Raw genomic sequence first — 13,158 nt, 5'->3', positions numbered from 1 at the left:
CGCCCGAAGGGCGGCTAGCATGCCTTGAGTTGTGGCGAAGTGCCAGCCCCTCTCGGCTGGACTGCCTTCCGGCATTAAGGTAGCTTTGCCGGTTAGACCGGGGGCGTTCCAGCCCCTACAATCAGACTTTTTCCAGCGCGCACGCATTGATTGCGATCAAGTGAACGACGCGCACAGTCTGGCCAGGCATCGCCTGCGCTCCAATCATTCATCTGTCACTGACCCAAGGTTCTCCATGGCTCAATACGTCTTCACCATGCATCGGCTGGGCAAAGTTGTTCCGCCGAAGCGGGAAATCCTCAAGAACATTTCGCTGTCCTTCTTCCCCGGCGCCAAGATCGGCGTGCTCGGCCTCAACGGTTCGGGTAAATCGACGCTGCTGAAAATCATGGCCGGCGTCGACACCGAGTTCGAAGGCGAAGCCCGTCCGATGCCGGACCTGAACATCGGTTACCTGCCGCAGGAGCCGCAGCTCGACCCAGCCAAGACCGTACGTGAAGTGGTCGAGGAAGCGGTCAGCGTGATCAAGGATGCGCAAGCGCGTCTGGACGAGGTCTACGCGGCTTACGCTGACCCGGATGCCGACTTCGACAAGCTTGCTGCTGAACAGGCCAAGCTCGAAGCGATCCTGCAGGCCAGCGACGGCCACAACCTCGAGCGCCAACTGGAAGTCGCCGCCGATGCGCTGCGTCTGCCGGCCTGGGACGCGAAAGTCGAACACCTGTCCGGTGGTGAAAAGCGTCGTGTCGCCCTGTGCCGTCTGCTGCTGTCCGCACCGGACATGCTGCTGCTCGACGAACCGACCAACCACTTGGACGCTGATTCGGTGGCGTGGCTGGAGCATTTCCTCCACGACTTCCCGGGCACCGTGGTCGCGATCACGCACGACCGTTACTTCCTCGACAACGTCGCCGGCTGGATTCTGGAACTCGACCGCGGCGCGGGCATTCCTTACGAGGGCAACTATTCGGGCTGGCTCGAAGCCAAGTCCGATCGCCTGGCCCAGGAATCCAAGCAGCAGTCGGCTCACGAAAAAGCCATGAAAGAAGAACTGGAGTGGGTGCGCAAAGGCGCCAAGGCCCGCCAGTCGAAATCCAAGGCACGTCTGCAACGCTTCGAAGAAATGCAATCGCAGGAATTCCAGAAGCGCAGCGAGACCAACGAGATCTACATCCCGGCCGGTCCGCGCCTGGGTGACAAGGTCATCGAATTCAAGAACGTCACCAAAGGCTACGGCGATCGCGTGCTGATCGACAACCTGTCGTTCTCCATGCCGAAAGGCGCCATTGTCGGCGTGATCGGTGGTAACGGTGCCGGTAAGTCGACGCTGTTCCGCATGCTGATGGGCAAGGAAACCCCGGATTCGGGCAGCATCGAAATCGGCGAAACCGTGCAACTGGCCTGCGTCGACCAGAGCCGCGAAGACCTCGACGGCAGCAAGACCGTGTTCCAGCAGATTTCCGACGGTTCCGACCAGATCCGCATCGGCAACTACGAGATCCCGTCGCGCACTTACGTCGGCCGCTTCAACTTCAAGGGCGGCGATCAGCAAAAGTTCGTCAAGGATCTGTCCGGCGGTGAGCGAGGTCGTCTGCACCTGGCGCTGACCCTGAAGGAGGGCGGCAACGTCCTGCTGCTCGACGAACCGTCCAACGACCTCGACGTGGAAACCCTGCGTTCGCTGGAAGAAGCCCTGCTGGACTTCCCGGGCGCCGCCATTGTGATCTCCCACGATCGGTGGTTCCTTGACCGTGTCGCCACGCACATCCTGGCGTACGAAGACGACTCGCAAGCGGTGTTCTTCGAAGGCAACTACACCGAGTACGAAGCCGACCGCAAAAAACGCCTCGGCGAAGCAGCGGCCCAGCCTCACCGGGTACGTCACAAGAAACTGGCCTGAAATCGGGTTGGTTGCATGAAAAAGCGGAGCCTTCGGGCTCCGTTTTTTTTGCCCTGGGTTTTTCCTGATAAACCGAGTTGCGGCTTTCGCGAGCAGGCTCGCTCCCACAGGGGTAACGCATTCCAAATGTGGGAGCGAGCCTGCTCGCGAATACGGTGTAACTGTTGGTGCAAGTCTTGGATCTGTGCTCCCCACTCAGGTGCAAAAACGGATCAAATACCCCTCGGATTTATATCCTGTGCACCATTTAATTTCATAACTGCGACATTTTGCTCTGTTCCTGTGCGCAATTCGTTTGTTACAGTCCGGCCCAATCTCCTCCAACGACAATAAATTTGCCGAGACTTTGCCCATGATCGAATCCGTCGAATCCTTCCTTGCGCGCCTGAAAAAACGCGACCCGGATCAACCCGAATTCCACCAGGCTGTCGAAGAAGTCCTGCGCAGTCTGTGGCCGTTCCTTGAAGCCAATCCGCATTACCTGACTTCGGGGATTCTCGAGCGCATCTGCGAGCCGGAGCGTGCGGTGGTGTTTCGGGTGTCGTGGGTCGACGATCAGGGCAAGGTCCAGGTCAATCGCGGCTTCCGTATCCAGATGAACAGCGCCATCGGCCCGTACAAGGGCGGCTTGCGTTTTCATCCGTCGGTGAACCTCGGCGTGCTGAAATTTCTCGCCTTCGAGCAGACCTTCAAGAACTCGCTGACCTCCCTGCCCATGGGCGGCGGCAAGGGCGGTTCCGACTTCGATCCGAAGGGCAAGAGCGACGCCGAGGTCATGCGTTTCTGCCAAGCGTTCATGAGCGAGTTGTATCGCCACATCGGCGCCGACGTTGACGTGCCGGCCGGTGACATCGGTGTCGGTGCGCGGGAGATCGGTTTCCTCTTTGGCCAGTACAAGCGCCTGAGCAACCAGTTCACCAGCGTCCTCACCGGCAAGGGCATGACCTACGGCGGCAGCCTGATTCGCCCGGAAGCCACCGGTTTCGGCTGCGTGTACTTCGCCGAGGAGATGCTCAAGCGCCGCGGGCAGGGCGTGGAAGGCAAGCGCGTGGCGATTTCCGGTTCCGGCAACGTTGCCCAGTACGCGGCGCGCAAAGTGATGGATCTGGGCGGCAAAGTGATTTCCCTGTCCGACTCCGAAGGCACGCTGTACTGCGAGGCAGGCTTGAGCGAAGCACAGTGGCTGGCGCTGCTGGAGCTGAAGAACATCAAACGCGGGCGCATCAGCGAACTGGCGAGCGCCCATGGTCTGGAATTCCGCGCCGGCCAACATCCGTGGTCGCTGCCGTGTGATATCGCGCTGCCCTGCGCGACGCAGAACGAACTCGACGCCGAGGCCGCACGCACGCTACTGCGCAATGGCTGCGTCTGTGTGGCTGAAGGCGCGAACATGCCGACCACGCTGGAGGCTGTGGATATCTTTATCGAGGCCGGCATTCTGTTCGCACCGGGCAAGGCGTCGAATGCGGGCGGTGTTGCCGTGAGTGGTCTGGAAATGTCGCAGAACGCCATGCGCCTGCTGTGGACGGCGGGCGAGGTGGACAGCAAGCTGCACGCGATCATGCAGTCGATCCACCACGCCTGTGTGCATTACGGCGAAGACAACGGTCAGGTCAATTACGTCAAAGGCGCGAACATTGCCGGCTTCGTCAAAGTCGCCGATGCGATGTTGGCGCAAGGCGTGGTTTAAGCCGGTTCGATGCGGATCACTTCGATCAGTTGATCGCCGGCAGGCCGCTGCCACAGCACTTCATCGTTGAGCCGGGCGCCAAGCAAAGCCCGGCCCAGCGGTGAGGCCCAGTTGATCAGGCCCTGACTGGCGTCGGCCTGATCCTCGCCGACCAGTTGCACGCGGTGTTCAGTGTCGTGTTCATCGGCAAAAGTCACCCAGCTACCGATTTGGACCTTGTCGGTGGAGGTCGCAGCGACTGCGACTTGGGCGCTGCTCAGGCGTTGAGTGAAATAGCGCAGATCCCGTTGCAGATCGGCCAGACGTTGCTTGTCGGCCTGCTCGCCCTTGGCCGTTTGCTCGGCGTGCAGGCTTTGCAGCTCGGCGACTTTCCCCTGCAACTGCGCCAGACCTTGCGGGGTGACGTAGTTGGGCTGCGTGCTGACCTGACGTTCGACCGGCTGATCAGCCTGCGCGGCGGCGTTGTCTTCGTTGACGAATGCGCGACTCATGAAGTCCTCCTGTTAAAGGATTTGGGCCATGGTTGCCGGCATTTGGTTTCAACGGATGTCTGCAAGCGACCTATTGCGAGCGATAAGCCCGCCCGACGTCCTGGTCCTTCTGCTGCTGCCAGGCGCGTTCGCGTTCATCCCAATGTTCGTTGCGATATTGCTCGCGATCCTTGTTTTCGAGCATCGCCTGACATTGGCGGAAGCCGTCGACCCAGCCGTCGGCGTATTGCTGGTCCTTGAGATAGCGCGGCACGTTCTTGCGAAACTCGCCGCTGATCGAACCTGCCGCTTGCCGGCCACTGACGCAACCGTCATCGAAACCGTCGGCGAAGGCCGGTGGATAACCCTTGGCGATCAAGTCTTCATGGGTGGTCTGGCAACCGCCCAGCGCCAATACAACGCCCAACAATCCCACGCACCGCCACATCGCACTCTCCCGCGCCGATACTCGGCTCATAAGGAAAGTCTAGAAGGGGATTCATGAGGCGGCTGTCGAAGGCCTGTGAAAAATCCATTGCACACCACAAGGCCCCTGTGGGAGCGAGCCTGCTCGCGAAGGCGTCTTGTCAGGCAACACTGCTATTGACTGACCCACCGCTTTCGCGAGCAGGCTCGCTCCCACAGGGAGATTTACACAGGCTCGGGATCAGTAGTGATACCACTTCACTTCAAGCATGACTTCCGTTTCCGGGCTGGCGAGCTGGCTGAATTCGCGTTGCGCGCTCAGGCGCAAACCGAGGTTGCGCGACAGCTCCCACTGCTGATTCAGGCTCAGGCTGCGGCGCACTTCGCCGTTGAAGAAGTAGTCGCCCTTGGCCTCCAGGCTCAGATTGCCTAGCGGGTTTTTCCACAGCACGCCGGTGTTGAAGCCACCGGCCGGGGAAACAAACTCGGCGAAGTCATTGTTGTGTTCCACGCGTACCGTGCCCAGCGCGAAGCCGAGCACGTCTTCGCCCAACTGCCACGTGCCGCCGCCGCCACCGTTGACATGGCTGACCAGCGTCTCGTCATCATGCTTGCCCGGCACCCGCTCAAGGCCACCGGTGACTTGCCACGACAGCGGTTGCAGTAGCTCGTTGCGCGGCGTCAGCGAACGAATGGTCGCCAGATCCAGTTGCTGTAGCTGCCAGTCATTGCCTTCGTATTGGCGCAGCTTCAGTTGCAGGATCTCGATCTGCGCGCCGAGAGGAAAGCTTTCGGCGTTGTCATTGAGGTCGTGATAAGCCATGCGCAGGCCATATTCGCCAAAGGCGCGATCGCCTCGCGTACCTAGGCCGGCCTGCCAGGTGCGGGACTCGTGGCCATCTTCGGGCAGACCGGGTTGCGGAATTTCCAACTCCGGCGCCGGGTTCTTGTTGATCGCCCGCAGCAGTTCGAAACTGCGCTGCGCTCGTTGCGGGTCGCGCTCCTGGCCGTTGGCGCGGTAGCGCTCCAGACGATAGGCGGCGTCGACGATCAACGCCTGGCGCGCGCGCGGCAGCGCCTTGAACGTCGGCTCTTGCAGGACTTTTTGATCGGCGCTGACCTTGAGCACCCATTGCTGTTCTTCATCGCTCAACGGTTCGGCGCGGCTGAGCAGTTCACGTTCGCGGGACGGGCGATATTCGATGTGTTCGACCAGCCCGGCCTCTTTCACCGCTTTGACAGTGTCGGTCGGGATCGCGGTCAGCGGGAATTGTTCGGTCAGGCGCAGGCTCGGTCGCGCCACTTGCAGCAGTTCCAGCAAACGATACGAGCAGTTTTCGTCGAAGAAGAAGTAGTCGAACTGGATCTGCTTGAGCTCCCACACATGTTCGACCATGCGTGCGGTTTCTTCCTGAGTCAGGTTGAGGCGGTATTCCCACAGGTCGCGGTTTTCCAGGCTGCGGTATTCCGAGAGTTTTTCCTGATACGGCACCAGCGCAAACAGCCCCGGGTAGCCGCCCATCAAGCCTTTCCAGGCATACAGAATGCTGTTGTCCGAGCCTTCGATGTAGGCACCGAAGTTGATCGCGTAGCTGAGCAGTGAAGTCTTGTCGGCCTGCACATCCGCCTGATCGATGCGCAGCAGGGTGTGGCCGAACATCGACGAAGGGCTGTTGAGATACGCCGCCGGGAAGATCATCACCGCGCTGTGCGGCGAGACGTCCTTGAACCATTGCTTGTATTCGGCGCATTCGGGCGCTGGCAGGTCGGCGAGATTGAGCTGCGCTTTCAGCCAGCGTGTACGCGCCGGGTAGACGCATTGTGCGTGTTGTTCGCCGAGACTGGCCGGGGCGTACAGCGCCTGAACGGTGGCGGCCAGTTCACGGTCCGGATGTTCATTGCCGTCGGGCGCGAGAAAGAACTTCTTGTCGCTGACATAGCTGCGCCAGCCGCCGAGTTTGGCGGTTTCGTAATGACCGAGGGAAATCCAGAAGCGGTCGTTGGCCAGTTGCTGCAAACGTTGAGGATCGATGTGAGGCGCGGCGGACAGCGGGGCGCAGACACAGAGCGCCAGCCAGGCAAGGCGTTTGAGCATAGTCGGCAACTTGAACAGGAAAGAAATAAAAGACCCAAAGAGGGGCGGGCCAAAAAAACAAAACCCGCTTCCCGAAGGAAGCGGGCGGGGTCGAGCTTAAGCCTGAGTTGCGTACTTGGCCAGACGTGGGTCCGATTTCAGTACTGCCAGGGTGTTGGTATGCACGTCTTCAGCGGTCACGTCAGCTTTGCTGAAGATCTGCTGGAAGTGCTCGTGGGTCACTTGCGCGAAGTGCGCACGATCTTCCGGTGCTACGCCCAGGACCACGGCATAAGTGGTCAGCGCTTCGCCATTGCCTTTGGCCATGTCTTCGGACAGCTCGTTCATCATGCCATTCATGGCGAACCAGGATTTGCCGCCGTAGGTCAGCGATGCGTTGGTCGAGCAACCGTTGGTGCCGGAAGTCATACCGAACGTGGCGTTACCGGAAGTGCCGTTGGTGGTGGAAGCAAGGAAGTGCGCCGGGGTGCCACGCTGACCTTCGAACAGCATGTTGCCCCAACCGCAATCCGGGCCGCCCGGGGCTTGCGCCATTGCGTTGATGGATACAGCGGTGAAGAGAGTACCGAGAAGAATCCGTTTCATAGCTTTGTTCTCTTTATGTGCATACCAATGGACAGGGTTCTGGCCCTTCGCGCTCTGCCCGAGGACAGAACCGAAAGTGTCAGTGGGCCGGTATTAGTTCCAGCCGCGCAGTTTGGAGTTTAGGCACGTTCCAGCGGTTCCGTGATTTTTTGCAAAATATTTGGAATAAACCTCTGATTTATCGGGATGCGTCGGCCGGCCGCGCGCTTGTCTATGCTTTGTCATGTGGCGCGCCTTGCCAGTGGGGCACGGGCAGCGCCAGAATGCCGCTACCTGCCCCGCCTGATTGTTAAGGAAGCCCGATGCCTGATCCTGTTGCTGCCAGCCTGCGTCTTGCGCCCGAAGCGCTGACTCGTCCGTTTTCCGCTGAACAGTTCAGCTTCACTAGCACCAATGATCTGGAGCCCTTTCGCGGTGTGCTCGGCCAGGAACGCGCGGTCGAAGCCTTGCAGTTCGGTGTGGCGATGCCACGCCCCGGTTACAACGTATTCGTCATGGGCGAGCCCGGCACTGGCCGTTTTTCGTTCGTCAAACGCTACCTGAAAGCCGAAGGCAAGCGACTGCAGACCCCGGCGGACTGGGTCTACGTCAACAACTTCGATGAGCCGCGCGAACCGCGTGCACTGGAGCTGCCATCGGGCACGGCGGCCTCGTTCATCGCTGACATCAACGGCCTGATCGACAACCTGCTGGCGACTTTTCCGGCGGTTTTCGAACACCCGTCCTACCAGCAGAAAAAAAGCGCCATCGACCGCGCCTTCAACCAGCGCTACGACAAGGCGCTGGACATCATCGAGCGCCTGGCCCTGGAAAAAGACGTCGCCCTGTACCGCGACAGCAGCAATATCGCCTTCACGCCGATGCTCGACGGCAAGGCCCTGGACGAAGCCGAATTCGCGCAGTTGCCGGAAGCCGAGCGCGAGCGTTTTCACGATGACATTTCCGGCCTCGAAGAGCGCCTGAACGAAGAACTCGCCAGCCTGCCGCAGTGGAAGCGCGAGTCGAACAATCAACTGCGCCACCTCAACGAAGAAACCATCACCCTGGCCTTGCAGCCGTTGCTGGCGCCGCTGTCGGAGAAGTACGCGGAGAACGCCGGGGTCTGCGGTTACCTGCAAGCGATGCAGGTCTACCTGCTGAAAACCGTGGTCGAGCAACTGGTCGACGACAGCAAGACCGACGCCGTCGCGCGCAAGTTGCTGGAGGAACAATACGCACCAAGCCTGGTGGTCGGGCATCCGGCCAGCGGCGGTGCACCGGTGGTATTCGAGCCACATCCGACCTACGAAAACCTGTTCGGCCGCATCGAGTACACCACTGATCAAGGTGCGCTCTACACCACTTACCGGCAGTTGCGTCCGGGTGCGCTGCACCGCGCCAATGGCGGTTTCCTGATTCTCGAAGCGGAAAAAATGCTCAGCGAGCCGTTCGTGTGGGATGCGCTCAAACGCGCCCTGCAATCGCGCAAACTGAAAATGGAGTCGCCGCTGGGCGAGATGGGCCGCTTCGCCACCATGACCCTGAATCCGCAGCACATCCCGCTGCAGGTCAAAGTCATCATCATTGGTGCGCGGCAGCTGTATTACACGCTGCAGGATCTCGATCCGGACTTCCAAGAGATGTTTCGCGTTCTGGTCGACTTCGACGAAGACATCCCGATGGTCGACGAAAGCCTCGAGCAGTTCGCCCAGCTCCTGAAAACCCGCACTTCGGAAGAAGGCATGGCGCCGCTGACCGCCGATGCGGTGGCGCGGCTGGCGACCTACAGCGCGCGGCTGGCCGAGCATCAGGGGCGCTTGTCGGCGCGCATTGGTGACCTGTTCCAACTGGTCAGCGAGGCGGATTTCATTCGCCATCTGGCCGGCGATGAAATGACCGACGCCGGCCATATCGAACGCGCCCTCAAAGCCAAGGCCACCCGCACCGGGCGGGTCTCGGCGCGGATTCTCGACGACATGCTCGCCGGAATCATCCTCATCGACACTGACGGTGCAGCAGTCGGCAAGTGCAACGGGCTGACGGTGCTGGAGGTCGGTGATTCGGCGTTCGGCGTGCCGGCGCGGATTTCCGCCACGGTCTATCCGGGCGGCAGCGGTATCGTCGACATCGAACGTGAGGTCAACCTCGGCCAGCCGATTCACTCCAAAGGCGTGATGATCCTCACCGGTTATCTGGGCAGCCGTTACGCTCAGGAATTCCCGCTGGCGATCTCGGCGAGCATTGCGCTCGAGCAGTCTTACGGCTACGTCGATGGCGACAGTGCCTCGCTGGGTGAGGCGTGCACGCTGATTTCGGCGCTGTCGAAAACCCCGCTCAAGCAATGTTTTGCCATCACCGGTTCGATCAACCAGTTCGGCGAAGTGCAGGCGGTCGGCGGGGTCAACGAGAAAATCGAAGGCTTCTTCCGCCTCTGCGAAGCGCGCGGTCTGACCGGCGAACAAGGCGCGATCATTCCCCAGGCCAACGTCGCCACGCTGATGCTCGATGAGAAAGTCCTGGCCGCCGTGCGCGCCGGCCAGTTCCACGTGTATGCGGTGCGTCAGGCCGATGAGGCGCTGAGCCTGCTGGTGGGCGAGCCGGCCGGTGAACCGAACGCCGATGGCGAATTCCCCGAAGGCAGCATCAATGCGCGAGTGGTCGAGCGCCTGCGCGACATCGCCGAGATGATCAGCGAAGAAGACCTGAAGGAGGCCGAGAAGGAACTGGCGCAGGAGGCTCTCGCCGAAGCCAAACCGGCCTGACAGGCTTGCAATAAACCCTGTGGGGAGCGAGCCTGCTCGCGAAAGCGCTGTTTCAGTTGACGAATGAGTTGGCTGATCCATCGTCTTCGCGAGCAGGCTCGCTCCCACAGTGCTTTTCCAGATTGGTCTCTGCGGGGATCTTCGGGGAATGTGTCACGAGTCTGGCGCCAATATTCACACAATGACCATTCGGCGCCTTCTGGTTCCATTTGGCTTGCGCGGGACACTTTTCTTCTATTCTCAGGTCAAGGATATCGACAGTATCACTGGATCGAGCCAGTCCTCCCATGGGGGCTGAATACCGGCTTTACCGAGGGTCGCCGCCATGTCGCGCAACCTCTGTCTCACCCGTCAATGCCTGGGTCTGGTGACCCGGATCGAATGCGCCGTCAAGCCGTTGGCCGGCGACAACGGCATGTGGACGCTGCTCTTCGCGGCCGGCATGGCCGGCGAACAACCTTCCGCGATCAAAGCCCAAGGCCCTTTTCACGGCCCGGTCGCGGCCGAGTCGATTCTCGACACCATCGTTGAAAGCCTGACCTTGCATGGTTACGAACTGGCCGATGATCCGCAGATCTGGAGCCTGCATCTGCAAGCGCAGTTGCGGCAGATCAACGGCGGCCGTGGGCGCAGCCTCAACGGTTAAGGTGCTGACTGGTCGACCTGCGCCTTGTCGAGCTTGACCTCAAAACCGTATTGCACGGTGGCGAGGTCGGTGCGCTGATAGGTTTCCACGCGAGTCGGGCGACCGTAAAAATAGTGCACGCCGAGTAGCGCCGGGCCTTCTGCACTGGCGTCGTGGCTGACCGAAAGAATCTGCTTGAGGTAGTGGCCACTGTCGTCCTTGACGAAGAAACGCCATTCGTTGGCCGGGAAGGTTTTCAGGTCGACCACCAGCGTGTTGTCCTTGATCGCCAGGCCTTTGGGCAATGACTGCGCGTCGTAGGATTGCTTGACCACAGTCGCCAGAAACAACGGCATCGAACCCACGGCAATCGCCGGGGTTTCCGGAAACAGGTTCAGATCATATGTAATCGTCGCTTGCAGCGGATCGACCTGATACGCCTCGGGCGGCAGTTCGATCGGCTCGTCGAGTTTGCCGCCGCGCTTTTCCGTGAAGAAAGTCACCGGGCTGACGCCGGGATTGAGTTGGTCGCCAAGCAATTCGTCATTGAAGGTGCGGCGGTGGGAAAACTCGATACGCGCCGCGCTCGGCTCTTCCACCGATTGATGAATGCGCACGCCGGCCTTCAATTGTTCCTCGGTCAGGTCCGCGCCTTTGAGCCAGTTGGCGGCCAGATCGTCATACACCACAACTGGCAGATCCAGCGGCTGCACGGCTTTGGCCGTGGTGTGCGGATTGAAGGTGCGCACCGGCAGATCTAGGGATTTGCGCGTCACCGTTGCCGAGGAGAAGTCGAGCACGCTGACTTCCAGTGTGTCGATCGGGCCGTGGAAATACACCTTGTTGTAGCGGCGCGGGTGTTCTTTCTCGAAGGCTTGCTGTTCGTCGCTGAGCTGTTTTTCCAGGGTGTCGCTCCAGCTCTTCTGCTTCTGTAACTGCGTCAGTTGCTTCTGGTAAAACTCGACCTGCTCCGGGCTTTCGTTGATCGAACCGGCGCGCACCAGGTATTGGCCACTGGCGTCGCGGGCCTGGACGATCAGCGGATTGATCCGGGTTTCGGCGACTTCTGCCGCGAGCGGCAGGCTGTTGCTGACTTCGACCTCGGCGTAGTTTTTTTCCAGCTTGAGCAGTTTGACGCTGAGATTGTCGTTGCTGCGGGTCTGGCCGACGTCTTTCTGCGTCAGGTCGAAACTGTACAAGCGACGGGGCGCAATGACCTCGACCTGGCCTTGCAGGCTGACCGGTTGCGGCAGGCTTTTTTTGTCGACGTTGAGGCCATCGATGAACGGGTAGGTCACCGTCAGGTCATCGGGGTTGGTCACGTTGGAGCTGGACGGGCTGAGCTGAATGCCGGGGTCGGTCTCCGACCACTCCGGCTGCCAGGCGATCACCCGTTTGTTGCTCAACGTGACCGAATGCCATTCGATGCCGTGCGGGAACAGAAAACCGCCGGGAATGTTCAGGTTGAACGGGAATACCGGTTGCAGATCGGTCAGGTAATCCGAGCTGGCGTCCTTGTGCAGCACGAACAGGCCATTGATGAAGGTATCGACCAGCGCCTGCGGGGTAAGGTAGTGCTTGAGCACGGCGAGGGCGTCTGCGCCGTATTCGGTATGCGGGGTGATGTCGTCGAGCTTGAGTCGGGCGCGTTCGAGCAACAGCAGCGAACCGCCGAGTTCGGTGATGGCGTCCTTGAGCTTCGGATCGCTGATCGTGTCCAGGGACTGTTCGAAGGTGGCGGTCTTTTCGTCAAGGTTGGCGACTTGTTTTTCATCGCCGGGCGAGCAACCGCCGATGAGCAAGGCGAGGCAGATTCCGGCAGTCGTCAAGGCTGATCGCACATCCATTTCCACGCGTCCTGTCCACTGTCATTGGGCTGTCAATGCTTTGGACACTAGCAGAAAAACTTTGTCACACACACGCAGGTGGCGGATTTTCCGGCGGTTTCTGGCTGTCACAGCGGGCTGTTATACTCGCCGCCATTTCCAGCCCCTTGTGTGAGAGTCAATGGAACGCTTTATCGAAAATGCAATGTACGCCACCCGCTGGCTGCTGGCGCCGATCTACATCGGCCTGTCCCTCGGTCTGCTGGCGCTGGCATTGAAGTTCTTCCAGGAAATCATCCATATCCTGCCCAACGTCTTCGCCATGGCTGAATCGGATCTGATTCTGGTGCTGCTGTCGCTGATCGACATGGCGCTGGTGGGCGGTCTGCTGGTAATGGTGATGATTTCCGGCTACGAGAACTTTGTCTCGCAACTGGACATCGACGAAGGCAAAGAGAAGCTCAGCTGGCTGGGCACCATGGACTCGTCGTCGCTGAAGATGAAAGTCGCGGCGTCGATCGTGGCGATTTCTTCGATCCACCTGCTGCGCATCTTCATGGATGCCAAGAACGTCGATCCTGAGCATCTGATGTGGTACGTGATCATTCACATGACTTTTGTGGTGTCCGCGTTTGCTATGGGTTACCTGGACAAGGTCACCAAGCACTGATCAGCCGATCAAGGCAAAAAAACCGCCCGTCTGTTGCGAAACAGACGGGCGGTTTCGTTTGTGGCTTGTGCTTTCAAGCGCAGCGGCCTATGCCTGTAACGGTGCGATTCGCCATGTGTGAGGTGCTTCC

General features: G+C 60.1%; 10 protein-coding genes. 5 read left to right on the top strand and 5 right to left on the bottom strand.

The genetic code is table 11. The features are described from left to right. Positions 1-235 precede the first annotated feature (235 nt). Both ettA and gdhA read left to right on the top strand, forming a co-directional pair. Positions 236-1,900, top strand: coding sequence for an energy-dependent translational throttle protein EttA (gene ettA / locus AB4N41_RS04865; RefSeq protein WP_016773108.1), 1,665 nt, complete (start codon positions 236-238; stop codon positions 1,898-1,900). A gap of 352 nt (positions 1,901-2,252) precedes the next feature. Then, positions 2,253-3,590, top strand: a complete 1,338-nt coding sequence (gene gdhA, locus AB4N41_RS04860; RefSeq protein ID WP_252876929.1) for an NADP-specific glutamate dehydrogenase — start codon at positions 2,253-2,255, stop codon at positions 3,588-3,590. Here gdhA and AB4N41_RS04855 read toward each other — a convergent pair. From AB4N41_RS04855 to AB4N41_RS04840, 4 genes are all read right to left on the bottom strand, one after another. Next, positions 3,587-4,081 (bottom strand): GreA/GreB family elongation factor, encoded by a 495-nt coding sequence (locus tag AB4N41_RS04855; protein ID WP_252876928.1) that lies wholly within the window; start codon positions 4,079-4,081, stop codon positions 3,587-3,589. The two genes, gdhA and AB4N41_RS04855, sit on opposite strands and share 4 nt — an antisense overlap. A gap of 70 nt (positions 4,082-4,151) precedes the next feature. Continuing rightward, positions 4,152-4,508 carry a hypothetical protein gene (locus AB4N41_RS04850; RefSeq protein WP_073475524.1) on the bottom strand — a complete coding sequence of 119 codons (357 nt, stop codon included), beginning with the start codon at positions 4,506-4,508 and terminating at the stop codon, positions 4,152-4,154. 219 nt (positions 4,509-4,727) lie between these two features. Beyond that, complete coding sequence (locus tag AB4N41_RS04845; protein ID WP_252876927.1) at positions 4,728-6,581, bottom strand: Lnb N-terminal periplasmic domain-containing protein; 1,854 nt, start codon at positions 6,579-6,581, stop codon at positions 4,728-4,730. A 96-nt stretch (positions 6,582-6,677) separates the two neighbouring features. After that, on the bottom strand, positions 6,678-7,166 hold the full coding sequence (locus AB4N41_RS04840; RefSeq protein WP_016773112.1) for a DUF3015 domain-containing protein: 489 nt from the start codon (positions 7,164-7,166) through the stop codon (positions 6,678-6,680). Between the two features lie 302 nt (positions 7,167-7,468). Here AB4N41_RS04840 and AB4N41_RS04835 point away from each other — a divergent pair, with 302 nt between their 5' ends. After that, positions 7,469-9,907 (top strand): Lon protease family protein, encoded by a 2,439-nt coding sequence (locus AB4N41_RS04835; RefSeq protein WP_056790505.1) that lies wholly within the window; start codon positions 7,469-7,471, stop codon positions 9,905-9,907. Positions 9,908-10,232: 325 nt separating this feature from the next. After that, positions 10,233-10,553 carry a PA4575 family protein gene (locus AB4N41_RS04830; RefSeq protein ID WP_016773114.1) on the top strand — a complete coding sequence of 107 codons (321 nt, stop codon included), beginning with the start codon at positions 10,233-10,235 and terminating at the stop codon, positions 10,551-10,553. Here AB4N41_RS04830 and AB4N41_RS04825 read toward each other — a convergent pair. Beyond that, positions 10,550-12,379 (bottom strand): hypothetical protein, encoded by a 1,830-nt coding sequence (locus tag AB4N41_RS04825; RefSeq protein WP_252876926.1) that lies wholly within the window; start codon positions 12,377-12,379, stop codon positions 10,550-10,552. The two genes, AB4N41_RS04830 and AB4N41_RS04825, sit on opposite strands and share 4 nt — an antisense overlap. 160 nt (positions 12,380-12,539) lie before the next feature. On the opposite strand from AB4N41_RS04825, the gene AB4N41_RS04820 reads away from it, so the two are divergent. Continuing rightward, entirely contained in the window at positions 12,540-13,028 is a 489-nt protein-coding gene (locus tag AB4N41_RS04820; protein ID WP_016773116.1) for a TIGR00645 family protein, read from the top strand. Positions 13,029-13,158: the final 130 nt, after the last annotated feature.

This window comes from Pseudomonas sp. S2_A10, assembly GCF_054668465.1.
The sequence above is the reverse complement of the archived record's forward strand: the minus strand, read 5'-3'. Positions and strand labels throughout refer to the sequence as shown.

Coding starts and splice junctions, on each gene's coding strand:
- ettA (WP_016773108.1), top strand. CDS start 236: ATGGCTCAATACGTCTTCACCATGCATCGGCTGGGCAAAGTTGTTCCG.
- gdhA (WP_252876929.1), top strand. CDS start 2,253: ATGATCGAATCCGTCGAATCCTTCCTTGCGCGCCTGAAAAAACGCGAC.
- AB4N41_RS04855 (WP_252876928.1), bottom strand. CDS start 4,081: ATGAGTCGCGCATTCGTCAACGAAGACAACGCCGCCGCGCAGGCTGAT.
- AB4N41_RS04850 (WP_073475524.1), bottom strand. CDS start 4,508: ATGTGGCGGTGCGTGGGATTGTTGGGCGTTGTATTGGCGCTGGGCGGT.
- AB4N41_RS04845 (WP_252876927.1), bottom strand. CDS start 6,581: ATGCTCAAACGCCTTGCCTGGCTGGCGCTCTGTGTCTGCGCCCCGCTG.
- AB4N41_RS04840 (WP_016773112.1), bottom strand. CDS start 7,166: ATGAAACGGATTCTTCTCGGTACTCTCTTCACCGCTGTATCCATCAAC.
- AB4N41_RS04835 (WP_056790505.1), top strand. CDS start 7,469: ATGCCTGATCCTGTTGCTGCCAGCCTGCGTCTTGCGCCCGAAGCGCTG.
- AB4N41_RS04830 (WP_016773114.1), top strand. CDS start 10,233: ATGTCGCGCAACCTCTGTCTCACCCGTCAATGCCTGGGTCTGGTGACC.
- AB4N41_RS04825 (WP_252876926.1), bottom strand. CDS start 12,379: ATGGATGTGCGATCAGCCTTGACGACTGCCGGAATCTGCCTCGCCTTG.
- AB4N41_RS04820 (WP_016773116.1), top strand. CDS start 12,540: ATGGAACGCTTTATCGAAAATGCAATGTACGCCACCCGCTGGCTGCTG.